This window comes from Hyphomicrobium sp. CS1BSMeth3 (assembly GCF_900117415.1).
In the GTDB taxonomy this organism is placed as follows: Bacteria; Pseudomonadota; Alphaproteobacteria; order Rhizobiales; family Hyphomicrobiaceae.
In genome coordinates, this window is record NZ_FPEI01000006.1 from 1912934 (window position 1) to 1934921 (window position 21988).

The window sequence follows — 21988 nt, forward strand, 5'->3', positions numbered from 1 at the left end:
GCTTCACTTCACGGATGCGTCTGCCGTTTTCTCGGCCGCCTGATGCATCGGCAGCTCGATAATGAACGTCGCTCCAATGCCCGGCTGGCCGTCGGCATCGATCGACCCGCCATGACGCTCGACGATCTTGCGAACCGTGGCGAGGCCCACGCCAGTGCCTTCGTATTCGAGGCGTCCGTGCAGGCGCTGGAAGATCGTGAAGATCTGCTCCTTGTATTTATTGTCGAAGCCGATGCCGTTGTCCCGGATTTCGATGCGCAAGTGCGGAGAGCGGTGGCCGGGACCTGAGCGGTCGGCGTCAGTCGAGCACGTGATATCGATCTCGGGCTTCACATCGGCTTTGCGGAACTTGAGCGCGTTCGCGAGCACGTTCTGAAGCAACTGGCGCATCTGCGTTGCATCCGCGTCGACCGCAGGCAGCACCTCCGACTTGATAACGGCGCCGGTCTCCTCGATGCGGATCTGGAGGTCGGAGAGCACGCCGCTCAACACCTCGCCGAGCTCCACTCGCGTGAACGGTTTTGCCTTCGTGGTCACGCGTGAGTAGTCGAGCAGGTCGTTGATGAGGCGCCGCATCCTGCCGGCAGCATTCTGCATCCGGTCGAGGAACATCCTTCCGTCATCGGGGAGATCCTTGCCGAAGCGCGTGACGAGGCGGTCGCCGAAAGCCTCGATCTTGCGCAGCGGCTCCTGCAGATCGTGCGACGCCACGTAGGCGAAATCCTGAAGCTCGCGGTTCGATCGCTCGAGCTTCTGCGTATAGTCGCGCATCTGCTCGGCGTGCCGCTCGCTGTCGGACACGTCCATGCAGGTGGCGATCGTCCCGCCGTCCGGCATCGGCTCGCTGACGACCGCGATCACGCGCCCATCGCGCAAATGCTGCTTGAAGGTGCGGCGCGTCTTCTGATGGCGGGTCTCGTGCCGCTCCTTCAGAACGCGGTGCGCCTCTTCCTCAGTGTAGTTGCCGACGCTGGCGCTGTGCATCATGACATCGCCCAGCGCGACGCCCGGCTTCACCACGTCCGGCGACAGGCAGTACATTTCGAGATAGCGGCGATTGCAGATGATCAAGCGCTGCTCCGCATCGTACATGGCGACACCCTGCACCATGTTGTGCATGACGGCGTCGAGCTGCATGTGCTGGGCGGCGAAGCGCGCATTCAGCTTCTCGCGTTGCGTGATGTCTTCATGCGTGCTGACGAGGCTGCCGTCCGGCATGGGGAGCCGCAGGACGGCAATGGAGCGCCCATCGGCCAATCTCAGGACCGTAGAAACTTTCTCCCTGAAGGTGGCGACGCCATCCTCCACGAATCGCTGACCATCGATGCTTCCGTAAACGCCGGTTGCGACGCGGGCCTCCAGAATAGCCTTCAAGCTGGTGCCGGGCTTGATGTGCTCCGGCGCCAGGCCATAGATCTCTGCGTAGCGGCGATTGGCGAAAACGACATTCTGGTCGGCATCGAACAGGCACAGACCCTGGGACATGTTGTCCAGGAGAATGTCGAACATCTTGTTCCGCGAATGCAGTTCGCGAGTGACACGGACGAGGTCGGCCTCGCGCTGCTTGAGATGCGTGATATCGGAGCGCGTCTGCACGTTCTCGCCACGAGAGGTGCGCATCTCGTTGACCAGGTGCCAGCGGCCGTCGGCAAGGCGGACCTCGGTGGGAATGCCAAGCCTACGATGGTGCTTGAGGGCAGCGGCGAGATAGGTCTCGGCCGTGTGGCCCCTCATGTCAAAGCCGCCGCGGCGAATCTCCTCCGCGAGCAGAGCCTCGTAGGACGCACCGCGCACGATGAGCTCGCCGATGAGCGACCGGCACTCCACGTACTTGCGATTGAAGACGACGAGCTTCTCGTCGGCATCGAAGAGCGCGAAGCCCTCCGCCATGACGTCGAGCGCGTGGGTCATGCGCTGGCGCGCGTTCGCGGCAATCTGGGCAAACTGCACGTTGAGGTCCGTCACGGTCGCCGACGGCTCCACTTCGCGGACGGTCTCGATGAGCGTGCCGCTTTCGAGGCACGAGCGGTGCACCTCGACGAGCTTGGCATTCGGGGCGACGTAGCGCAGCGCGTCGTGCGAACCCGGGGCAATGCCGTCCATGACGGCCTTCATGCGGTCCGCGATCTGCTCGTCCGAGAGTTCCTGCCGCTCGAGGACGCGGCGCACGAGATCGACGAATCGGGCACCGATCACGACCTCCTCCGGCGTATGGCCGCGGAGCACGCGATAGGTATCATTGCAGGCGATGAGGCGCAGTTCCTTGTCGAACATCGCAAGGCCAACGCTCGCGCCCGCGAGCAGCGCTCCAGTGCCCTCTACGGGCCCGGCGCCAGCGACACCGTGATCATGGCTCGGCACTTCCACCCCTGACAGTGCCAAAGCGCCAGACAGAACGGTCATCCCACGTTCCTCGATTTACCCCCGGAGATCCTGAGGCCGATCAATGGCACATGGCCATTTAAGAACTGCTAAGCGAACTTGCCGGGGGAGCCATCATCGGCTGGCCATCACGCAACACGCCCGTAACATCATGATTTTAAATAATAAATATCCGAGCGCCGCGACCGACAGATTGGCTTTGCGGCAGACCGACGATCAGACCGGTGATGTCGGAAAGGCCGGGCAGGCGACGCCGAACCTCTGGCCTCAGACAAGTCCGAGACTGCGTGCCGTCCTCCCGCGCCAGCCTTCGGCCTCGAAGCTCGCGACGAGCACCTGGGGGTCATAGACGGCGTCCAGCCACTCCCCGAACGGGATCGGCGTTCGGGCATGGTGCTCGAGGTACGTCTCGAAGAGGTGATCGAGGATGCCGGTCTTGGTGAGGCTCACATGGCCGTAACGCAGGGATAGTTGGTGCCGCGCCTCATCGACGGGCACGCCCTCGCGAAAAATGAGATAGAGCGCGCAGAAGAGGCCTGTGCGGTCGGATCCGGACTTGCAGTGAATGAGCGTCGGGCCGTCGATCTCCGCAATCAAGGTCCGCATGGTGGCAATGTCATTGCGCGTCGGGGCCGCACGCGACCTCAGGCGGAGGTTGATCAGATCGAGCCCCAGCCGCGCGCAGGTCTCCTGCTCGAGCCAAAACCCGCCGTGCTCTTCCTCGCCGCGCAGATTGATGACCTTGCGAACACCGCGCCCTGCCGCCGCCCGCAAATGGCGCGGCGCCGGCTGTGCCGAACGCCAAATACCCTCGGCGACCTGGTGAACGTTGCAATAGACTTCGCGGACCACGCCGTAGTCGATCAGCCAGAGATCGAGATGGTGCACCGCCGGACCGAACCGGTTCACCAGCCACCGTGGCAGGGTGGCAGCCGTCTGGGCCTGCCACGCACGCGCGGCTTTGCGAAGGCGCCGCCGTTGTTGTCCCGCCAGCTTTCCCATAGGGCGATCGTGACCAGTTCTATTGCCATGCACCGGGGGCAAAGGCGCGCCACTCGAAACCCAGGCACGCGCCAGCTTTTCCGCAACCCGGCTTCCCCCACCCCTTGGCGAACGTCATTATCGCCTGTATCGATGACAAGCAAATGCGGTTGCGGTCGCACGGCTGTCGGCGCCGCACGAGGCTAACCGCGGGGACCGCCGAGCGCGGCGATATGGCACCGGACGGGCGCGCCAATTTAGGTCTAAAGGGACCAACTGCGTCAGAACGACGCCCCGTCCACGGCGTTGCCGGAGCGGTGGCGTCTGGTCTGCAGCACGATCGATCTGCGCCAGCCGGAAACGTGTTTGGCTGCACCTCGTACTTGGAGAGTCTCGTTTGCAGGCCGAAGTTCCAACCGGAACACAGAGCGGACTTCCACATGCGGGCACGCTCATCGTCCATGTCGTCGCGCGTCTCGCATTCTTGGCGGTGCTAGGGAGCGTGGCGGCATGAGCAGCCGGGCCGCAATCAGCGAACGTCATTCCCTCCCCTTGGGCCTGCACGCCTATCGCGCCGTGATGTCGCTCGCCCGGCCGGCACTCTGGCTGCTCCTGCGCCGCCGGGCCGAACGCGGCAAGGAGGATCAGGCGCGTCGAGCCGAGCGTTACGGGATCGCCGGCCTTGCGCGCCCCGACGGCGATCTCCTTTGGCTGCACGCGGCGAGCGTCGGCGAGACCAATGCCGTACTTCCCCTGATCGAGCGCCTGCTCGCCGCCCGCAAGAGCCTCACCATTCTTCTCACCACCGGCACGGTGACCTCTGCCGGTCTCGCGGCGAAGCGTTTGCCGGCACGCGCACTGCACCAATATCTCCCCCTCGACTCCGTGCCGTACGTGCGGCGGTTTCTCGATCACTGGCGGCCGACGGTCGCCGTGCTGACCGAGCAGGAGATCTGGCCGAACCTCATTCTCGAAGCTCACGCGCGCGGCATACGCCTCGCCCTCATCAACGCCCGCATGTCCGGGCGCAGCCTTGCGCGCTGGCAGGGCAAGCCGAATGTCGCCAAGGCCCTCTTCGGCCGTCTCGATGCCGTCCTCGCCCAGAATGAGCAGCTCGCCGGTGCGCTGGCCTCGCTCGGTGCCATGAATGCGGCGGCTGTCGGCAATCTCAAGCTCGACGCCCCGCTCCTCCCCGTCGACGCGGCAGCGGCAAAGGCGCTCAGCGAGGGCCTCGCAGGCAGGCCACGCTTTCTTGCCGCCAGCACACACCCCGGCGAAGAGGCCGTCATCGCCGACGCCCACCGCATTATGCGGTCGACCTTGCCCGATCTCTGCACGATCATCGCACCACGCCATCCGCACCGCGGCCCTCAGATCGCCGCCGATCTCTCCGCCGCCGGTCATGTGGTTTCTGTTCGCTCGCGCGGCGAGCTGCCTCGATCCGATGTCGGCATCTACATCGCCGATACGATCGGCGAGCTCGGCACGCTTTATTCCGTCGCTCGCACTGCATTCATCGGCGGCTCGCTCGTGGAGCGGGGTGGCCAGAACCCGATTGAAGCTGCGCGTCTCGGCGCGAGCGTGCTCGTCGGCCCCTCGCGTTCGAGCTTCCTCGACATCTACGAGCCGCTGCTCGCGGCCGGCGGCGCAGTCGAAGTCGGCAACAGCGAGGACGTCGCGCACCAAGTGCTCGCATGGATCAAGGATCCGGCGAGCCGCGATGCCGTCGCGGCCACCGCGACGTCGACTCTCGATCGTCTCTCGGGCGGCCTCGAGCGAACCACCCAGGCCATCATCGCCATGCTGAATCAACGGACTTGAAATTCGCCTCACCTTGAGGCGGGGCCGGGAGCGAATTTCAAGTCCGTTGCTCTAGAGCCATTGCGTCTAAAGCGTCTTCGGACCTCGAATGCGACTTCGAGCCCGACCCGAACCGCGGGTTGCATTCGAGGTTCGATGCTTTAGCGAAACCGCGGGTTACCTGGGCAGCACACACGCCGCCCGAGCGCGCTTCACCTGTCAGAGGAATCGCGCAGCAGCTCCGTCCGACACGGTGACGCTCTAGGCGTGTCCGGCCTCGCTATGGAGATGAGAGAGCTCGATGCCGATCTTGGAAAGCGCACGGACATACTTGAGCTCGAGGTCCGTATCGAAAATCAAATCGCGGTCGGCTGGACAGTGCAGCCACCCGTTGGCGCCGATCTCGGCCTCGAGCTGACCAGCCCCCCACCCCGCGTAGCCGAGCGCCAGCACCGAGCGGCGCGGGCCTTGCCCGGAAGCCATGGCTTTCAAGATCTCGATCGTCGCCGTCAGGCAGATGCCATCGCTGATGGCGAGCGTGGCCTCCTCGGCAAAGTAGTCATTGGTGTGGAGGACGAAGCCGCGCTCCGTCGAGACCGGACCGCCGTTCAGCACGCTCTGCTCCAGGAACGCCTCGGCCCCGCCCTCGCCGATCCCGAGCTGCTCGACGAGATCGCCGAGCGATACATCCGACGAGCGCTGATTGACGATGAGCCCCATCGCCCCCTCGGACGAATGCGAGCACATGTAAATCACGGACCGGCGAAACCGGCGGTCGCCCATCGTCGGCATGGCGACGAGAAGCTGCCCGCTGAGATAGCTCGGCCCCGAGACGCGACGTTTGCGTGCCTGATCCATCATCCGACATTAACGCTTGCCGCCACCTGCTGTGAAGTCGTGTTTTGCGTTGCAACGTCGCCATGGTGTTGCCATAGCGTTGAAAGTGCGTTGTGACATTGTACGCACTTAAACTTGATCTGCCGCGAGCGGAACGTCACTTCACTTCACGAGGCGCCACGCTACGATCCGCGCCGAGGAGGCCAACGTGCACCGTTTCCTGACGACCTTTATCGCCGGAGCTCTGCTCTTCGCGACCGCGCAAGTCAGCGTCGCCGAGCCTGCAGCTCTCGCTTCTGCGTGGACTGGCGAAAATCATACGCGCGCCCGTCTCATTGCGGGCGGCCCCGCAGCGGACAGCCCCCGTGGCACAATAGCCGTCGGCGTCGAGATTGAGCTGGCGGACGGCTGGAAGACCTACTGGCGCAATCCAGGCTCGTCCGGCGTGCCGCCGCAGATCGACTGGGCAGCCTCATCGAACCTGGCCTCGGCAGAGCTGCGCTATCCTGCCCCCACGCGCTACACGGAGCGCGAGGGCGATATCATCGGCTACAAGAAGCGACTGATCTTTCCGGTCGCCGTTCGGCCCGCTGATCCGACGCGCGACGTCAAGCTCGTCCTCGCGATCGAGTACGGCGTCTGCAAGGACATCTGCATACCTGTGCAGACGCGCCTCGAGATCGCTCTTCCACCCGGGGCTGCCGAGCAGTCGATGGGCAGCCAGCTCGCCAAGGCTTTCGACCGGGTACCGCGGCCACGCGACGCACGTCGCCCGAACGATCCGGAGCTGCGCAAAGCCAAGATCGAGCTCGATGGGCCTCAGCCCATGATTCGCCTTGATGTCGCTTTCCCGGGAGGCACCGAAGGCGCCGACGTGTTCGTCGAGGTCCCCGACGGCATGTGGATCCCGATGGCGAAGCCGGCAGGGGCGCCGCAGGGCGATACGGCGAGCTTCGTGGTCAACCTGGCGGACGGCGCCGATGTCAGCAGTCTCAAGGGCAAGAGCGTGCGTGTCACGCTGGTCTCGCCCCGTGGCCAATCCGAGGCCTCTCTGAAGCTCGACTGAGTGGAATTTCTCTGCGCAGGCACGCTTGCACTCCTGGGGGACGCACTATATGGTCCGCCCGCCGCTAGATCCGGGCCTCCTGCAGGTTTCGGGCGCGGTTCCGGAGAGGTGGCAGAGTGGTCGATCGCGCCGCACTCGAAATGCGGAGTACGGGCAACCGTACCGGGGGTTCGAATCCCTCCCTCTCCGCCAGAAAAATTTCATACGCGCTTGATAATACTGGATAATTATTGGAAATTCTATATTTGATCCAGCGTCGGCCCCAGCGTTGGTTATAGGTATCCTGCTACGTGTCTCCCGCCGACCGCTGTCGCTCGCGTTCCGCATGCCACCGCTCCAGAGCCGGCATCCCGAACGTAGCGATAGGACCAAGACGCCTCTGTAGCGAACAGAGCGGCGGGATATCGGTAGGATCTCCGCCTCGTGCGCGCGTCTCCTCGCCATCGGCCCAGATCTCTACAAGTTGCTTGCACGTGGGCTCGTCCGCCTCAATGCTTAGTCGGCGCGCCTTGGCCTCCCTTAGGTTTTCTGGCGTGGGCTTCCATCTCTCGATTTCTTCCGCCAAGTTCGTGAAGCGCCTGCACAAATCGTCGTACTGCGCGGCGACCTTCTCTGTCTTCACAAAGTAGTCCGCCGTTGAGGCGAGCGCGACAAGTGCGCTTAAGGCCGCCGCAGCTCCAGGCCACCACCACATCGCACTAGCGAAAGCCACCGATGAGAATACGATATTGCCAAGCAAGATGAACTGATGCGTGCTCCTATAAAAGTCGCGCATCTTCGCGTGATAGCGACGGCTCTTATGAACACCGAACGAGGTCTCATAGTACGGGCTTTCGTCCCAGCTCATCCGCGGCCTCCGTGGCCCGCTTGCTCCGTCCTATGGGCGCTTCGGACGTGGCTTCCTCCAATCGGGAACTTTGGCAGTTTTCTTAGCCGCCTTCTTGGCGCCACGCACTCTCTTGGAAGCGGCCTTATTGATGCGCTTCCCGGATTTGCCAGCGGACTTGTTTTTCGCCATGGCAGGCTGCGTTAGATCACTTTGATTTGCCAGCCGGCTTCGACACAGGAGGCTTCGGCGGTGGTGCCGGCTTTCTCCAGTCCATAGTATTTTGTCGTATTGGCTTGCTCGCGGGGCGTCGAGCGTCAGGTGCTTTTGCCATTGAAATCTCTCCTGCAGCAGTCAACGGACATGAACAGTCCCATACCGCGGACGCGCTTCGGTCACTCGCGCGGCTTGGGTTTGGCCGGCGGTTTCGGCTTGCGCCAATCCGATGTTGCATCCCCTGGGGGTTTGTCCATCGGTTTGATCACTCTGTCGTCGCCAGAGCCTCTTGCCATTGAACCCTCCTTCGGTCGATTTTGCTTGCGGCAATATGAATCTTCTCCAGTGATTCGGCCCCATACGCAAAGGCCCCGCCAGCATCGCCAGCGGGGCCGATCTCGTCGAACGTTAGTTTACGTCAAGCGGCTCGCGCTCGATCTCCGAGTGAGTAGATCGGATTCCGCACCGCGAGCAGCTTGCGAATGGCCTCCTGAGCGGTCCAGCTCACGGCCATCGTCTGCTCGTTGTGCTCACCCCACTCATGCGGATTGGACATTGCCATGTCGATCGTGCGCAGCAGGAACACTGCCTCGTCGAGCTGATCGACGATATCGACAGCATTGTCTCGGCCGACATCGAAGCCGGCGGAGATCTTCGGCGTCTCCAGCGAGCTACGACGCGGATCGCGCTGACCAAGAGCCGCGCGTGTGCTAGGTTTCTGCGCCATCTTTCGGGCCGGCTTCCGCGCAGGTTGCTTGTTCGATTTCTTGGCCATCGTAGCTACCTCAGCGTCCGTGTTTGATGCTGCCCCCAGACCAACGTTCCCAGATCAGGGTGCGTGACGATCAGCTCCTGGCCGGACCACATCGCCTGCAAATTATTGGTTTGCCGCCGCTCGGACGCAATGGCCTGCGCGACCACCTGACGGACGAGATGCCGGCGTGCGGGCGCATCCTCACCGAGGCCGACACATATCATATCAGCCGGAAGCCCGGCCGCATCCCAAGCGTACTGACACACGTTCTCGGGCTTCGAGAGCTCAACGTCGTCCAGCATCTCACGCTCTCCCTTCGCCTGAAGCGCACAGATAGGCCCAGCGCCAAGCCGGGCTCGCGTGCCGATCGATGGGTTCCCCAATCAGGCCGGCGCGCCAGCCTGACAGTATGTCGGGAATCTCGTCCGAACGAAGATTTGGAGGTGGAGGCGGTACGGCCGGCGCGTTGCAAGACGCGCGCGAACGCGCTACTGCCGAAGCAGTCGTCATCATGGGTCACTCCATGGTTGCGATCAGCCCTCGGTCGGCGCTTCCAACACCGGCCGGGGGCGCCCGCTCGATCGAGCAGGCCCGCAAATCACGAACTGATCCGGTTACTAAAGTCTTAATGGCCTGCGGGCGGGCGACCGACGCGGCAGCTCAGCCATCGGCTTGCCTCTGCGACAACCAGTGAGGGAGTTCCTTGTGCGCCGCTTCCTGCTGCGTGTCGAGCCATTCTGCGAGATGAGTGATGGCCACGTACTTCGCGGTCTTCTGACTGTTCGGATCAATGCGCGTGATCGGCAAGGCGATCTCGCCCGCCGTAGTCTTTTGCAGGAGCTTCGCCGGTGTGAGGTGGCCGAAGAAATCACGACAGACGTCCTCGACAGGTATGAGCGGCGTCGGGCCGTACAAGGCCATCAGGAAAAAAATGGTTTTCGAGCGGTCTTGCTCCATTCCGCACCTCTGCCAATGCTACTTGCCCATCCGCCCCATGAGATACTCGATCGGCATCACGTCCTCGCCCTCGGACTGGCGCTTGTGAGCACCCATCAGGCGATTGATCTGTACGGCCGGCAGGCCGGTCGCGAGGCCCGTCGCATTGATCGTCGCGCGCAGCAGGCCCCAATCGACTTCGCCCTGCCCGATCTGCAACGGCAGGTCGGCCGCCTCCTTCGTGATCGAGCCGTAGGCGCCGCCGCCCTGGAACCCTTGCAGAGGACCGGCAACGTCGCGAACGACGGGGATCGTGGCCATGAAGGACAGGCCGGTCTCTTTGGCCAGGAACCAGAGCCAGCTTTCGTCCTCGTCCTCGTCCGGCAGCCGTCCCCTGATCGCCGCGACAAGCAGCGCTTCGAGCGTGAACAGCAATGCCATGTCCAGCGTCCACGACATCACCTCCTGCGCCGACCTTGTGCTGACGCCTTCCTGCGCGATCGTGCGCTTGGCCTTCGCAGTCCGCTCATACGCCACATTGAACTTGGCGAACATGTACGAAGCCAGCGTCGTGAACAACCGCGTCACGTCGCTCTGCCGAGATGTGCGGGAGGCTGAGCCGCGCTCGACCGCCGACCGATCCGAGAACAGGCCCGATGCCTGGGAGCGCTTCACGACGGCATCAGCATGTGCGACGGCCTTCGCCTCAATATTCTTGAACTGCCGAAGGCCCTGATGATAGCCGGCAAGCCACGTCGGCACATCGACCACGTGCCACTGCACCTTCGTCATTAGCCAGAAGCCATACTTCCCGATCAGGTCGGACCGGATCTTCGCCCACCGCGATGCGACCGGCCCAGCGAGCGGATCGTTGTACAGGTCGTAGATGTCCTTGTTGAACGTGGTCTGGCGGGATCGCATGAAGGGCGACTTTGCCACGATCTCATCGATCACACCGGGCCGGAAAGCAGCCTGCACGCCGCGCGCGAAATCCTGCTTCCCGAGAACGACCATCGATTGCGCGAGGCCTGTCACCTGGATTGCGACCGTCCCGAAGTTGAACGCCAGCTTCGCGGCAGTGAAGTTCGTCTTCGCCACCCGCGCCATGCGCTGTCGAATATCTCCGGCACGTAGCTCGCCCTCGGCAACATCCTTCAGCCAGGTTTCGAGCGCCTCGAAGTCTGCCTGCCTGCCAGCCTCGGTGAACTGCCCGCGCACGCGCCCGTCCTGAAGGATACGCCAAGCATTGGTGACGGGCTCGCTCATCTCCAGATCGTGAACGACCTGACCTACATGCTGATGCAGCACGCCCATGTCGAGATCGATATCGCGGCCCGAGGCCCTCGAACGTTCCTTCAGATGACCATGGCGCGTTTGTGCCTTGCCGAACCTGCCGGCCTGCAAGCTCTCGGCGAGCATCTGCGTTTCGTCATCGCGAGCGAGCGCCGACAGGCGCGCGTCGTATTTGATCGGATAGTACCCACCGCGCAGCTCGATGCCGGCAATGGTGATCGGCGAGGGCTCGACACGACGCGGCGCAACGCCCGTGGTGCGGCGCTCGCGAGCTACGATGTCACTCCAGAATGAGCCTACATAGTCCCACACCGACTGCACGAACTTGGCGTCGCGCCCGTCGAGCATGTTCAGCACACGCGCAACCTGCGCCTCGGTCAGGGAGCGCCCGACCTTCGGATCGGTCAGCCGCTGAAGGTTGCCGGCATTGCCCGTATTGAGGGCGACCGAGATCATTTCCCACTTCGACAGAGCGTAGCCGAAGTCGGGGATGTGCTGGCGGACCGACATCTGTCTGCGCTCGTCCGCCGAGTACACGGAATAGAGCTGTTCGAGATCCTTGGCCGCCTTCTCCTTGCGGACGATCAGCCGGTTCATGGCTTCGTCGATCGGGGTCTTGAGATTGCGATAGGCCGGCCCGAGATCCTTGAACCCATCGACCTCGCGCAGCAGCGTGCCGGCATTCAGGACCAGATCGAGGAACTGACGCCCCGAGTGGCGCAGGGCTTCGGCACGCGTCTTGACGCGACCGGGCGGCCGCTTCTTCACGTTTGCATCGAAGGCGTCAGTAACTTCGGACACGGCATCTTCGAAGACGCGCTCATTCTGCGTATCGAGCAGGGTGTTCCAGCGGAGCGCCATGTGCTCCAGGTTCTTGAGACTATCGACGACACCCTGCAATTCCTCGAGGGTCAGCGTCTTGTACGGCCGGCGCGCTGCGCTCGCCAACACCGCGTCGTCAATGTTCAACTCATTCTCGCGACCTACGGCCTTCATCCGTTCTACGAAATCAAGCAATGCCCCGCGCCGTTGCTCGGCCGCTGCGGTCATGCGCTTGAAATTGTATTGCACAAGGATCTCGTCGATCGCGGCGAGGTAATCGACTTGTGCGCTCTCGCGCCGACCGGCACCGCCGATCCGCTCGCGCTTCTCCTTCTTGCCCAGGCTCTGCACGAACCGCTCGGCTCGCTCTAGTTCCTCGGCCGCGCCACGGGCTTCCATATAGAGCGCGTGGTTGACGAGCTGCCGGCGCTTCGCGTCGATCAGCTTGGCGACGTTCTCATTGTAGCCGGCAATGTGCTGCCTGCGCCGGCCGCCGCGCACGGTCCGCTGTTGGCCGTCTCCTGTCGTGACGGTGCGATCGGGCATGTCGAACTCGACGGTCTGGCTTTCGAGCATAGCGTTCCGGCGCTCTATGGCCTTGTTGAGCGCTTCGATGGAACGAAGCGTCGCCGGTTCCTTGGCGCTTAGACGGGACTGAATGCGGCGCTGCGCAGCGTCGAGCCAGACCTTATCGCGGGCAAGCATCCTCCCGAGACGCGCGGCTTCCTCGCCCGCCTTGCGCTCGGCGGCGAGGAACCTCTGCGTATTGATGGCGTCGCGCACGCGCATCCGCTGGATGGACTGCCGCGCAGCGGCGCGAGCCTCACGCACCGTGAGGCCGACGCCGGCTCCTGCGATCTCGACAACGGCCTTCAGCTCCGCCGCGATCCAGTCGCCACGCTTCTCCGTGTGGATGGCATCGAGCGCTTTGGCTTGAATCTCGCCGTCCTGCAACGGATCGCCGTGCCGCTCGTTCATCACTCGATCCGTCTCGGCCTCGATCGCATCAGTGCGCTTCGGTGCTTGCTCCAATGCGCGGACCAGTTCATCCCCGCTCTTGAAGCCGAACCATTCCGCTGCGTCGTCGGGATCGAGCCCCCCCTTGACCGCATAGACGGGCACCTTGCCGCGCGGGAGTGTTTTCACGATACCTGTGCCATATCGTGCAACGAGGATGTCCTTCGAGAGACGAAAATCGGTGATGTCGGCCGGCTGGCTCTCTCCGAACCACCGCTTGTTGCCCATCCACTCAATGGCGCGGAACACGGGCTGCGCATTGATTTCGCGCTCCACCTCCTCGCGGATCGTCGCCCGCTCGGCCTTGAACTGCTCCTGCTTCTCACGCCGGGCCGGCCCCATGATGTCGCGCAGCAGACGCGCTTGCGCATCGCTCTCGGCCTCAGCCTTCATCTTCATGAATGCCGCATACTCGTCCGACGTGAGGCCCATCTGCTCGGGCGATGAGAACAGCAGGGCCGTGCCGCCGACATCCTCCTGCGCCCGAGCAATTTCCTGATCCGACGCGAGCATGCGATCGAAGACGCGGCGAATGTCGTTGCTGATCTTGACGCCCGGCACGCCCTTGATGCGCTTGTAGACGGTGATCAGCCAGGACCTGAATTTGTCGAATGCGGCCTGCAATGCGCTCGTCGGCGCGCGCCCTTCCATCAGGTACGCCTCGAAACCGCGCGTGGCCTGTTCCTTTATGCCTGTGTCCACTGCGGCATCCCGCGCCGCGTCGCCAGTCGTGCCGGCGTCGAGGAATGAGCGAACATCAGTCGCCGTGATCTCGGCACTGCTGGCCTTTGTTGCATCTTTCGCAACAGCATCGGCATTCTCGCGCCACCACTCCCTGAGCGTGGCCATGTCCGCCTGCGCCTGCGTCTCACCGCGCGCAGCCAGATCAGCGAGCACCTCAAGGTAGAAGTGTCCCGTCTCGTGCAGCACCGTCGATAGGTTGGCCTGCTCGAACACACGGATCACGGCCGCGCCGTTGGCGACCCCGCCGGCAGGGAATTGGATGGAACCGCGCCGGCCCGCCTGCTCATATTGCTTGCCGTCACCGATCGCCGCCCTGATCGTGGCGTCGTCATCATCCAGAGAGACGCCCAGGCCGGCTAGATATTCCTCGATCGCGTCGAGACCGTCGATCTCGGACTGAGGCTGTGGCGAGGCGTCGAGTGACGAGTATTGCGGCTCGCCGCGTAGCTCCTTGTCGATTGCCTCCCAGAGAGCGGCGGAGATATCGGGCACCTCGCGCCCCTCTCGCTGGGCGGCTTGATACTCACTCACGATCCGATCGTCGCCCATGAACCCGGCTTCGATCGCCGCAAGGGCCACATCATCCGCGCCGTGGCGCTTTCCGCCGGTCATGGCCCCGAACATATCCCGGACGACGGCCGCGACACCCGTCCTCGCAAGCCGCAAGGTCTTTCTGCCCCGTCCCTGCTTGATCGTATCGGCATTGCGGGCGCGCAGCTCGCCACCAATGTCGTCGATGCCGCCATACTGGTGAATGAACTCAAGCAAGGTCTGGCGGCTATCACGCACCGTCCGGCGCGATCTAGCCTCGGCGAGCTGGCGGTTCAGCTCATCCACATCCTTGAACTGCATCCCCGCGGGCAGCGCGCCTTCGACGCGAGGTAGCTGGTAGCGCTGTATGAACTCGTCGATACCCATACCAGAACGCTCGGCCATGGTGCGGTAGAACGCCGGATACAGCATCGCCTCAGTTGTAGCCACTTCGGTCGATCGGCCAGCCGCACGCAGCCGCGACACCATCGTGTCGTAGATCTCGGCCTCGAATGATCGAAACCGTTCATCCTCTTTGCGCGCTTCCTCGGCGACACGGAAAGCCTCATCCATGGCTTCCTGCGCACGTGCGTTGAACTCGGCGGCTTCCTTCGATGTGAATTCGTTCGGATCGAAACGCATGTTCTCGAGTAGAAACGCGTCGTGCTCGGTCCCGGCCAGCTTGCCGGCATAGGTCGCGGTGGGGATCTTGATATCGCCGCCGCTCACCAACGCATCATCAAGATCTTCGCGCGTTACGCCTTCGAGACTATCGAGCAGCTCGAAAGGATCGACGCCCGCCGTCTGGAAATATGACACGAACTCGCCGGCAGGAATGTACACGTTCTCGACCGGGCCGTTCTCCAATGCGCGATCCAAGAACTGTCGGAACGCATCGGGCAGACGCTCGCGCAGCTTCGACACCTGCGCAGCGCCGGACAGCTCCGCGATCGTATCCTTGGTTTCTTCGGCCTTCTCTGCCTTGCGTCGGTCACGGATCACGCTCCGGCCCGCGACGCCCATATCGATCGGAGTTGTCGCCATCTCGGCAAAGCCTTCGGCCACGATCTCGTTCCAGTCGATTTCCTGACCGGCGGCAAGACGCGCGGCATACTCTCCACCACCGCCCATGAAGGCTTGCGTGGCGGTGTGCGCCAAGCCCTCGACAATCGGATGGCCGGCGAGACTGCGGCCGGCAATGCCGATGCTCAGCATATCGAATGCGCCGATCACTGCACCGCGAATGACGCCGCGCTCGGCCGCCTCACGCATCAGCTCGGGATCGGTCAGCAACTTGGCTACGTCCTCGGGCTTGCCGAGATCGATCTTCTTCTCTTTGAGAAACTCCGCCGGAGATGTGTAACGCTCTTGCAGATACGAGCCGCCACCCATGACGGCCGCCCCCTTGAGCGGATCACGCGTAACGATGGATGTTCCAAGAGCGGCGGCCATGATGGGCGCGCTCTCGCCAGCCGTCTCGAACATCCAGGACAGGCCGCCGATCGGATTACGAACGAAAGCAGCGCCCCAGCTCGCCAGCGTCTCGCCGAGCGTGCCGCCCTCAAGCTGCGCCTCTGTCTCGAAGGCTTGCGCGATCGATGATTTGGGCGTCGCGGCCATGGCGTCCGTCGCGACCTTGATCTTGGCGGCATAGTGCTGAGCCGCTGCCGTGTCGTCGGTGCCGATGGCCTCAGCGTATCGTGCATCAATCCAGCGCGCGAAGGCTCCGAACCATTCGACGGGACCAGCCATCGTATCGACGCGGTTGCCATGCATGTCGCGCATGTCGATCTTCTGAGCATCGACAAGCTGGCCAAACGTCTTGGTCCGATCGGCGGCGCGGCCGGCCGCCTGCTCAAAGGCAGCCTGCGCGCCCATCTGCTGGAAGCGCTGACCCGATCGCTGGAGCGTCGCACCGACGCCCCGACCGAAGCCCTCGAACCACGACAGATTATCGAGATCATCGCTCGCGACGCGCGCATTATCTGGATTGCGCAGCCACTCAGTAAGGCGCGGCGATCCTGCGAGGATTTTTGCGTTGCGGCGCTCGGCGATCTCTCGCTCGAACGTAGAACGGAATTCCTTGACCAGCGGCACGGGCGGAACGGGGCCGCCGACCGCCTTGCTGTACTCGCTGGCGATCTTGAGATCGAGCGCGACCTGATCGGGCTTCTCGTCAGGACCAGCGCTGCCGAGGACGAAGTTCGCGGCGGCAACCGCCTGGTTTTGCTGCTCGGCCTGCCACGCCTTGTATTCCGCGATTGTGGTCATGCCCGCACCTCCCGAGGCAGCAGATCACCATCGAGCCACATGCGCGCGAGCTGCACGGCTTCGCGACCGATGCGCGTGCCGTATTGATCGGCGCGAGCAAGGACTGTCTCGGCGATGCCGGTTGCCTCGCGCGTCGCGGCGAGAACGTCGAACTGGCGCAGCAGTGGGTGGGTGTCGGCGGGAATCGCGGCAATGTCGGCTTTTGCCGTCTCGATCGCGCGTCGAAGCATCTTCAGGAGGCTTTCCGCCTCATCGCGCAGGTGTGGCATGGTCGTGTCCCTTAATAGCCGCGCCTACGCGCTTCTTTGATCGCGGCGCGAACGAGTTTCGGATCGTTGCCCGCGCCCGAATGATTAAGCGTCGCGATGAGACCCGGACTAACCTTGTCGAGATCCTCGATGAACTTATTCGCCGCCGCGAGATCGCTGTTGAACTTCGCCGCGTCGCCGTATTCGGCCATTAGCGCCTCCGTCGTCTTCGCTTCCTCGGCCTGGATGAGCTCGACGCTCGGCAGCGACAGCGCGCCAACGCGCTCGCGCACGATGGCCTGCGCAGCGTTCCACTCATCGGTCGGCGTGCCGGCCGCCTTCACGTTCGCGACGAGCGCCTCGTGCGCAGCGCCGATCGCTTCAGCCCGATCGGGATCTTGATCCTTGATCGCGTTGAGCTTGTACGTATTGAAGAAACTGTCGGTTTCCGTCGAGTTGAACTCGCCAGCAGCATTCGCGTCGGCGGCGAACAGCTTCGCCGCGTCGTCTTTGCCAGCATCCGGCTTGACCTCCGGGCTAGCAGGCGCGGCAGGCTTGCCCGGATGCTGCCCTTGCAGCCGCCGCTGCGCTTCGATCCTCTGCGCTGCGACCCACTCCGGCTCCCTATTGGGCACTGCCGGTTTGTCGCTCGGAAAGAGTACGTGCGCGGCATCAGGCGCTGAATTCTCGTCAGGCATGTGTGCCCCCCTCTTGGCTGGCAATTAGATCCCGCTTGCGGCGTCGCCCTGCCTTTTGCTTCTTGGCACTGTGCTCGGGATCGCTCTCGGCTTGCTGACGATCCGATTGCTTTTGATTGCGCTCGAGTTCAGCGAAGAATTGCTCACCTTTTGTTGGCGGAGAGTTGGGGACCGGAGGGAGCGCGGCGAGGGGATATAGCCGAAGCCTATAACCCTGCTTGTGACTGACGCGGGCGACCTCGGCTCCGAAGGGATTGATCTTCTTGTTCAGCTTGCCAAGCGCGGCTCGAAGTACGCGATACATTACTATCTGGCTGGGCCCACCATCCGGGCAGTCCCGGTACATGGAATCAAAGAAGTCACTCCCGCGGGCTGGACGGGGCGCGCTATCCCAAACAACCTGAAGAATGCGCGCCTCCATATCTGTCAGCTCAGCCCAATCGTAAATGTCGTGCAGATCCAGAATGACGATGGACTGTTCGCAGCACGGGCAAGCTCGACTCGGCACTGAGACCGTCATGCCGACCATCTCAGGGGTGATCAACACTGGAACAAGCTCATCATCTGCCTGCATCGTCGCCTCCCTCGATCAGGAAGGCCCAACCGACACTGGCAAAGCTCGCGATGTCCCGAGGCTGGCTGTTCACGAAGTTGTCGCCGCCCTCAAGCGCAAGGCGCATGCGAAGGTTCGCCTTGCTCGCCAAACCCTCCCGGCCAGCAACAGCATCACCAAGGGAGGCACCGGCCGCTCGAAGTGAACCGCGGGCGGCAGCTTCCGCCGCAGTTATGTCGCGCAACAGCGTCTTGAATTCGGCCACCGCTGCGTCAATTTTCTGCGCAAGCGAAACGATCTCCTGGGCGTGCTGTCGAGCGGCCTCCATGTGCCGTGCGCGCTCGACCTCGTCGCCATGAGCGGCAAGCTCACGATCGCGGGCCTCGGCGGCGGGGAATTGCTTGATCAGCGCTTCGCGCTTCGCCTTGAGGGCCGAAACCCGCCCACTGAGCGCAAAAAGCTTCGCGTCCGCGTTCCAATCCGTGTCACGGACGGCAGCAACCGATAGCCGCGTAGCTTCTCGATCGAGCCTCGCCAACTCCGCGTCTATTTCGGCGACGTGCCGCTGAAGCTCGGCGACTGTGAATTCCGATGGCGTGAGGCTCTCAGTGCGCGTAGACATCTGGCGCGATCTCCTGATGCGTGTTTACGGGTGTGCCTGCGCTGATTGGTGAACCCAGCGTCGGCTCGATGCGGAGCCATTGACCATCGGCTGAGAACGCGAGGCAGCGCGCGCCGTTGTCGCCGTCAGTGACGATGATCAGCAGACCATCGGGCGGATTGGTTGGCGCAGTGGCCACGGTGACTTCGGGAAGCTTCATGGCTCAACCTCACGAAGGCGGATTAGGATTGAGGAACGCCCAGGCACTTGATGCGAGCTGGAGCACTGTGGGATCGGCCAGATTGGGGTTAGGCGTGGACTGAGGTAGGCGGGCACGACTGGCTGCATAGAGGGCGAGCCCACTCTGCCCGCCCCTAATCCCAGGGCCGGCCCATGCGGGATGACCGCCGCCTGCCTGAAGCTCCCTGACGATTGCGCACTCTTTCTCGTAGATGTTGGAAAGCAGTGCGCGGAACGCCGTGATTGCTGCATCGGCGTCCTGCGCCAGCTCAAGCAGATCTTCGGCGGCGGATTTTGCTGCTGGTATGCTCATTGGCTTCCTCATCTTCGCGATGTGAGTGACGCGACATCTGGATGAGAATCATGAGCTGATTTGGCTAATGCGCCCAGTTTTTATTGCATCTGATCTATCCTCTTTTCCATTTATTTCCAGCTACTTATGTTGTGATTTTCGCAACAAATATTAAGGCGCCTAAGCGGAACTTCAGGGAAGGGCCGGCAAGGGGAGAATGGACAATCGCCGCAGCACTGCCGCCGAGGACGGCGCAAGCGGCTGCTGGCGCTCTCCCGCGGTCAGGATTTCGATTTACGTCGATCTCGGCCGGGCACATCGATACGCGGCGTCGTGAGCCTGCCGTTCGCGCGCGCCAGACGATCGCGGAGGCCATCGAGGCCCTTGTGCTGGATGACGTCCTGAAATGCGTTGACGCTGATGTGCTTGCCGATCAGCTCGAGCCGGCGCGTGCGATCTGAGAGCTTGATCTTGCGAAGCGTGCCGACGTGCTCGCGGTCATCGCCGCGGCCTTCGAACAGTTCTTCGACGTCGACACCGGCAACGAGGCCTTGCCGCCAGATCAGGGGCCATTCGTGGATTGGCTTCAGGCCGCCTTCTGAGTTGTAGAGATCGGCAATATCGGCCTCAGCCTCGGCGGCGAGGCGTCGCAACACCCAGGCAGCATCAACGCCGACCTCGCGGGAGCGCTCGATTTTGGCGGCATCGATCGCGGCGGCAACGTCAGGATGACGCAGAAGCTCATACGCCTGCACAGTGGCCGTACGCTCGCTATAGCCAGCGCGAATCGCTGCCTGCGTTCCGTTCAGGTCCTTGAGAAATTCCTGCACAAATCGTGCGCGCTTGCCGGTGAGTGCCATTGCGATCGCCCCTCTTTCGAAGCACGATCATGCCGGCAGATGGTTAGTTGCCTTGACAATATGCGGTTTTATGAAGTGCGGGAGGCCCAGATGCAGATTGTTGGAATTGCGATTGCCGCTCTAGTTGCGCTCGTCGTTACCGCGTCGGCCGCGTTGGCCATCTGGACCATTTGGACAGCGTGGCGAAGCCCTCGAAAGGTTCTTGAGCTACATGAGGATATGCGACGGGAGGACGAGGCGCCTGGTACTCACCATCCACTATTGCAGAACCGGATCATCGTCGGGTTGAGCATCCTCGGATATGGCGTCTTCGCCTTCGGCGGCATCAACAGCGCGTTGTTTTGGATGCCGGACAGCTGGGGCGCATTCGACGATGATGGCCGTTGGACCTCTTACAGAACAATGATCGCAATCACCGTCGCCTTATGGGGAGCGATCGCCTTCACATATCCTCTTCGGGAATACTGTCGTCTGAAGATAAAGGACCAATGGCGACAAGCAGCCAGCGATCGTGAGACCCGCCTGCCTGAGCCTCGGTGAGACGCGACTTGCTGCACTTGTAGTCATTATTTTTTTTTCCTCTCTCTTTTTCACTTTACCCCCTAATTCTTCCTACAATGGAATAAGTCGCGTCTCACTGCGGCTCAGGATTACGCTTGAGTTCACCCGCCCAACGCAAAGAAGCCGGCAGCGATTGGTCGCCACCGGCTTGATCGACTGACATCTTCTGCCGGCAGGCTACCAATCCGACAACGCGGCTCCGATGGAAATTCCTTCGTACATGCGTTGCTGACTACCGCCTGCTCGTGGCCGCCGGACGCTTAACCCCGGTACAGCGGCCCTGAGATCGCGGCCGAAGCTCTGGACCGTGCCCGGCTCTCTCCGGCCGTTGTTGGCGCACCAGTTCTTCCATGCCTCGAAGACCCGCTCAGGCTGGCAGGTTTGCCCGGAGCCGACCGTGCACTTTTCTTTGATGAAGGCAGCCACGGGGGAGCCGAGCGCTTCCAGCTCGTCGATCGCATCGCGGGCGCTCTCAGGCTGCTGGAAGTAGCCGCGCTGCCGTAGTCGCAAGAACCCCTCGATCGCCCAATTCAGGATACCAGGAAGTTCAGCGCTTAAGCGCCCGTACAGGCCGCGATCTTCTTTCCCGTAGAACGACTGTGCCATCGTCAGCACGATGAACCGCGAGGCCAGCGCCCCGGAAGCGTCAGCGAGGCGCGGAAGCTCGTTTGTCATGAGGACGAAACGCGTCGGCAGCCGCCCAATCCACTCAGGCAGGTATTTGCGATTGATCTGCACTGTGTCCTCGCCGGAGATCCCTAGCAGCCGCTCGGCGATTACAGCTTGGTTGGCGCGAGCGCTGAGGCGCGCATCGCCGATGATGGCGACGGGCTTCCCGATGAGCGATGCGAGGCCGAAGTCGCCGTCGAGGCTGTTGAGCGTCGGGCTCGCCACGCTGTCTTTACCGAGCAACGCGGTCAGGACGCGCGCGATCGTGCCCTTGCCAGATCGCTTCGGGCCGACGATGAGGGGGATTTTTTGCTGCGACGTGTCCGCCGAGATCAGGTAGCCGAAAATTTCCTGCAGGGTCTCGATGGATTGAGGATCGCTGCCCCAGAGCTGACCGAGGAACCGCAGCCATTCCTGTGGCTCAAGAGCTTCCGGATCGTAGGCGGTGCCGGCAACATTGAGGCCGAAATAGCCGGCCGTTGCGGGATGTAGCGTCTCGCTCGGGATGTGCAAAAGGCCATTTCTGACTGCCAGAAATTCATCGGCCGGCGGCATGTCGTCCCCGCCGGAGAGCCAAGCCGGAGCCTCGATATCATCGAAGAGATGACATACGGCCGCCAGCGCCGCGCAGACATCGCCGACTTTCGCCCTCGTCGGCTCGAACGCGACGAGCTTCTTTTCCGGGCCAAATCGTAGCGCCTTGTCGAGATGGTTCCACACATTCGTCGCAACGGCGCTATCGCTGGCCTCTCGGTAACAGCCATTGCGCCACGTGTAGAACACGCCACGA

19 protein-coding genes and 1 tRNA gene are annotated in these 21988 nt (G+C 62.8%); 4 read left to right on the top strand and 16 right to left on the bottom strand.

Features of this window, described 5'->3' with window-relative positions; all coding sequences use genetic code 11:
- Nucleotides 1-3 precede the first annotated feature (3 nt).
- Nucleotides 4-2403 carry a PAS-domain containing protein gene (locus CS1BSM3_RS23965; RefSeq protein ID WP_083528852.1) on the bottom strand — a complete coding sequence of 800 codons (2400 nt, stop codon included), beginning with the start codon at nt 2401-2403 and terminating at the stop codon, nt 4-6.
- Nucleotides 2404-2649: 246 nt separating this feature from the next.
- The gene (locus CS1BSM3_RS23970; protein ID WP_072391900.1) at nt 2650-3384 is read right to left on the bottom strand and encodes a fused DSP-PTPase phosphatase/NAD kinase-like protein; all 735 of its coding nucleotides are present in this window, start codon (nt 3382-3384) and stop codon (nt 2650-2652) included.
- A gap of 489 nt (nt 3385-3873) precedes the next feature.
- On the opposite strand from CS1BSM3_RS23970, the gene CS1BSM3_RS23975 reads away from it, so the two are divergent.
- On the top strand, nt 3874-5184 hold the full coding sequence (locus CS1BSM3_RS23975) for a 3-deoxy-D-manno-octulosonic acid transferase (RefSeq protein ID WP_072391903.1): 1311 nt from the start codon (nt 3874-3876) through the stop codon (nt 5182-5184).
- A gap of 240 nt (nt 5185-5424) precedes the next feature.
- On the opposite strand, the gene CS1BSM3_RS23980 is transcribed toward CS1BSM3_RS23975, so the two are convergent.
- A complete protein-coding gene (locus tag CS1BSM3_RS23980) occupies nt 5425-6021 on the bottom strand; it encodes a YqgE/AlgH family protein (protein ID WP_072394478.1) in 597 nt (198 codons plus the stop codon).
- A gap of 187 nt (nt 6022-6208) precedes the next feature.
- Between CS1BSM3_RS23980 and CS1BSM3_RS23985 the strand changes: the two genes are divergently transcribed.
- Both CS1BSM3_RS23985 and CS1BSM3_RS23990 read left to right on the top strand, forming a co-directional pair.
- The gene (locus tag CS1BSM3_RS23985) at nt 6209-7066 is read left to right on the top strand and encodes a protein-disulfide reductase DsbD domain-containing protein (RefSeq protein WP_174263771.1); all 858 of its coding nucleotides are present in this window, start codon (nt 6209-6211) and stop codon (nt 7064-7066) included.
- 102 nt (nt 7067-7168) lie between these two features.
- A tRNA-Ser gene (locus tag CS1BSM3_RS23990) sits at nt 7169-7258 on the top strand.
- A gap of 94 nt (nt 7259-7352) precedes the next feature.
- On the opposite strand, the gene CS1BSM3_RS23995 is transcribed toward CS1BSM3_RS23990, so the two are convergent.
- From CS1BSM3_RS23995 to CS1BSM3_RS24045, 12 genes are all read right to left on the bottom strand, one after another.
- Nucleotides 7353-7913, bottom strand: coding sequence for a hypothetical protein (locus CS1BSM3_RS23995; RefSeq protein WP_072391909.1), 561 nt, complete (start codon nt 7911-7913; stop codon nt 7353-7355).
- A gap of 613 nt (nt 7914-8526) precedes the next feature.
- On the bottom strand, nt 8527-8883 hold the full coding sequence (locus tag CS1BSM3_RS24000; protein ID WP_072391911.1) for a hypothetical protein: 357 nt from the start codon (nt 8881-8883) through the stop codon (nt 8527-8529).
- Between the two features lie 5 nt (nt 8884-8888).
- Nucleotides 8889-9164: a hypothetical protein gene (locus CS1BSM3_RS24005; protein WP_072391914.1), complete on the bottom strand. Its 276-nt coding sequence runs from the start codon at nt 9162-9164 to the stop codon at nt 8889-8891.
- A 358-nt stretch (nt 9165-9522) separates the two neighbouring features.
- Nucleotides 9523-9819 (bottom strand): pyocin activator PrtN family protein, encoded by a 297-nt coding sequence (locus tag CS1BSM3_RS24010; protein ID WP_072391917.1) that lies wholly within the window; start codon nt 9817-9819, stop codon nt 9523-9525.
- Between the two features lie 18 nt (nt 9820-9837).
- Complete coding sequence (locus tag CS1BSM3_RS24015) at nt 9838-16476, bottom strand: hypothetical protein (protein WP_072391920.1); 6639 nt, start codon at nt 16474-16476, stop codon at nt 9838-9840.
- Nucleotides 16473-16745 carry an aldo-keto reductase family protein gene (locus tag CS1BSM3_RS24020; RefSeq protein WP_072391923.1) on the bottom strand — a complete coding sequence of 91 codons (273 nt, stop codon included), beginning with the start codon at nt 16743-16745 and terminating at the stop codon, nt 16473-16475. Before CS1BSM3_RS24020 ends, CS1BSM3_RS24015 begins: the two co-directional genes overlap by 4 nt.
- A gap of 11 nt (nt 16746-16756) precedes the next feature.
- On the bottom strand, nt 16757-17422 hold the full coding sequence (locus tag CS1BSM3_RS24025) for a hypothetical protein (RefSeq protein WP_072391926.1): 666 nt from the start codon (nt 17420-17422) through the stop codon (nt 16757-16759).
- Complete coding sequence (locus tag CS1BSM3_RS24030; protein WP_072391929.1) at nt 17415-17996, bottom strand: hypothetical protein; 582 nt, start codon at nt 17994-17996, stop codon at nt 17415-17417. Before CS1BSM3_RS24030 ends, CS1BSM3_RS24025 begins: the two co-directional genes overlap by 8 nt.
- Complete coding sequence (locus CS1BSM3_RS24035) at nt 17983-18597, bottom strand: hypothetical protein (RefSeq protein ID WP_072391932.1); 615 nt, start codon at nt 18595-18597, stop codon at nt 17983-17985. Before CS1BSM3_RS24035 ends, CS1BSM3_RS24030 begins: the two co-directional genes overlap by 14 nt.
- Nucleotides 18581-18796: a hypothetical protein gene (locus CS1BSM3_RS24040; protein WP_072391935.1), complete on the bottom strand. Its 216-nt coding sequence runs from the start codon at nt 18794-18796 to the stop codon at nt 18581-18583. The genes CS1BSM3_RS24035 and CS1BSM3_RS24040 overlap by 17 nt, the downstream gene beginning before the upstream one ends.
- Before the next feature lie 9 nt (nt 18797-18805).
- The gene (locus CS1BSM3_RS28140) at nt 18806-19129 is read right to left on the bottom strand and encodes a hypothetical protein (protein ID WP_143149332.1); all 324 of its coding nucleotides are present in this window, start codon (nt 19127-19129) and stop codon (nt 18806-18808) included.
- Nucleotides 19130-19389: 260 nt separating this feature from the next.
- Nucleotides 19390-19968, bottom strand: a complete 579-nt coding sequence (locus tag CS1BSM3_RS24045; RefSeq protein ID WP_072391938.1) for a terminase small subunit — start codon at nt 19966-19968, stop codon at nt 19390-19392.
- Nucleotides 19969-20058: 90 nt separating this feature from the next.
- Here CS1BSM3_RS24045 and CS1BSM3_RS24050 point away from each other — a divergent pair, with 90 nt between their 5' ends.
- Nucleotides 20059-20508 carry a hypothetical protein gene (locus tag CS1BSM3_RS24050; protein WP_143149333.1) on the top strand — a complete coding sequence of 150 codons (450 nt, stop codon included), beginning with the start codon at nt 20059-20061 and terminating at the stop codon, nt 20506-20508.
- 198 nt (nt 20509-20706) lie between these two features.
- Here CS1BSM3_RS24050 and CS1BSM3_RS24055 read toward each other — a convergent pair whose 3' ends face one another.
- Entirely contained in the window at nt 20707-21753 is a 1047-nt protein-coding gene (locus CS1BSM3_RS24055; RefSeq protein ID WP_174263772.1) for a DNA primase family protein, read from the bottom strand.
- Between the last annotated feature and the right edge of the window lie 235 nt (nt 21754-21988).

Excerpts from the sequence above, each read along its gene's own strand:
- CS1BSM3_RS23965 (WP_083528852.1), bottom strand. The coding sequence starts at position 2,403 with ATGACCGTTCTGTCTGGCGCTTTGGCACTGTCAGGGGTGGAAGTGCCG.
- CS1BSM3_RS23970 (WP_072391900.1), bottom strand. The coding sequence starts at position 3,384 with ATGGGAAAGCTGGCGGGACAACAACGGCGGCGCCTTCGCAAAGCCGCG.
- CS1BSM3_RS23975 (WP_072391903.1), top strand. The coding sequence starts at position 3,874 with ATGAGCAGCCGGGCCGCAATCAGCGAACGTCATTCCCTCCCCTTGGGC.
- CS1BSM3_RS23980 (WP_072394478.1), bottom strand. The coding sequence starts at position 6,021 with ATGGATCAGGCACGCAAACGTCGCGTCTCGGGGCCGAGCTATCTCAGC.
- CS1BSM3_RS23995 (WP_072391909.1), bottom strand. The coding sequence starts at position 7,913 with ATGAGCTGGGACGAAAGCCCGTACTATGAGACCTCGTTCGGTGTTCAT.
- CS1BSM3_RS24000 (WP_072391911.1), bottom strand. The coding sequence starts at position 8,883 with ATGGCCAAGAAATCGAACAAGCAACCTGCGCGGAAGCCGGCCCGAAAG.
- CS1BSM3_RS24005 (WP_072391914.1), bottom strand. The coding sequence starts at position 9,164 with ATGCTGGACGACGTTGAGCTCTCGAAGCCCGAGAACGTGTGTCAGTAC.
- CS1BSM3_RS24010 (WP_072391917.1), bottom strand. The coding sequence starts at position 9,819 with ATGGAGCAAGACCGCTCGAAAACCATTTTTTTCCTGATGGCCTTGTAC.
- CS1BSM3_RS24015 (WP_072391920.1), bottom strand. The coding sequence starts at position 16,476 with ATGACCACAATCGCGGAATACAAGGCGTGGCAGGCCGAGCAGCAAAAC.
- CS1BSM3_RS24020 (WP_072391923.1), bottom strand. The coding sequence starts at position 16,745 with ATGCCACACCTGCGCGATGAGGCGGAAAGCCTCCTGAAGATGCTTCGA.
- CS1BSM3_RS24025 (WP_072391926.1), bottom strand. The coding sequence starts at position 17,422 with ATGCCTGACGAGAATTCAGCGCCTGATGCCGCGCACGTACTCTTTCCG.
- CS1BSM3_RS24030 (WP_072391929.1), bottom strand. The coding sequence starts at position 17,996 with ATGCAGGCAGATGATGAGCTTGTTCCAGTGTTGATCACCCCTGAGATG.
- CS1BSM3_RS24035 (WP_072391932.1), bottom strand. The coding sequence starts at position 18,597 with ATGTCTACGCGCACTGAGAGCCTCACGCCATCGGAATTCACAGTCGCC.
- CS1BSM3_RS24040 (WP_072391935.1), bottom strand. The coding sequence starts at position 18,796 with ATGAAGCTTCCCGAAGTCACCGTGGCCACTGCGCCAACCAATCCGCCC.
- CS1BSM3_RS28140 (WP_143149332.1), bottom strand. The coding sequence starts at position 19,129 with ATGAGCATACCAGCAGCAAAATCCGCCGCCGAAGATCTGCTTGAGCTG.
- CS1BSM3_RS24045 (WP_072391938.1), bottom strand. The coding sequence starts at position 19,968 with ATGGCACTCACCGGCAAGCGCGCACGATTTGTGCAGGAATTTCTCAAG.
- CS1BSM3_RS24050 (WP_143149333.1), top strand. The coding sequence starts at position 20,059 with ATGCAGATTGTTGGAATTGCGATTGCCGCTCTAGTTGCGCTCGTCGTT.
- CS1BSM3_RS24055 (WP_174263772.1), bottom strand. The coding sequence starts at position 21,753 with ATGCCGCCGGCCGATGAATTTCTGGCAGTCAGAAATGGCCTTTTGCAC.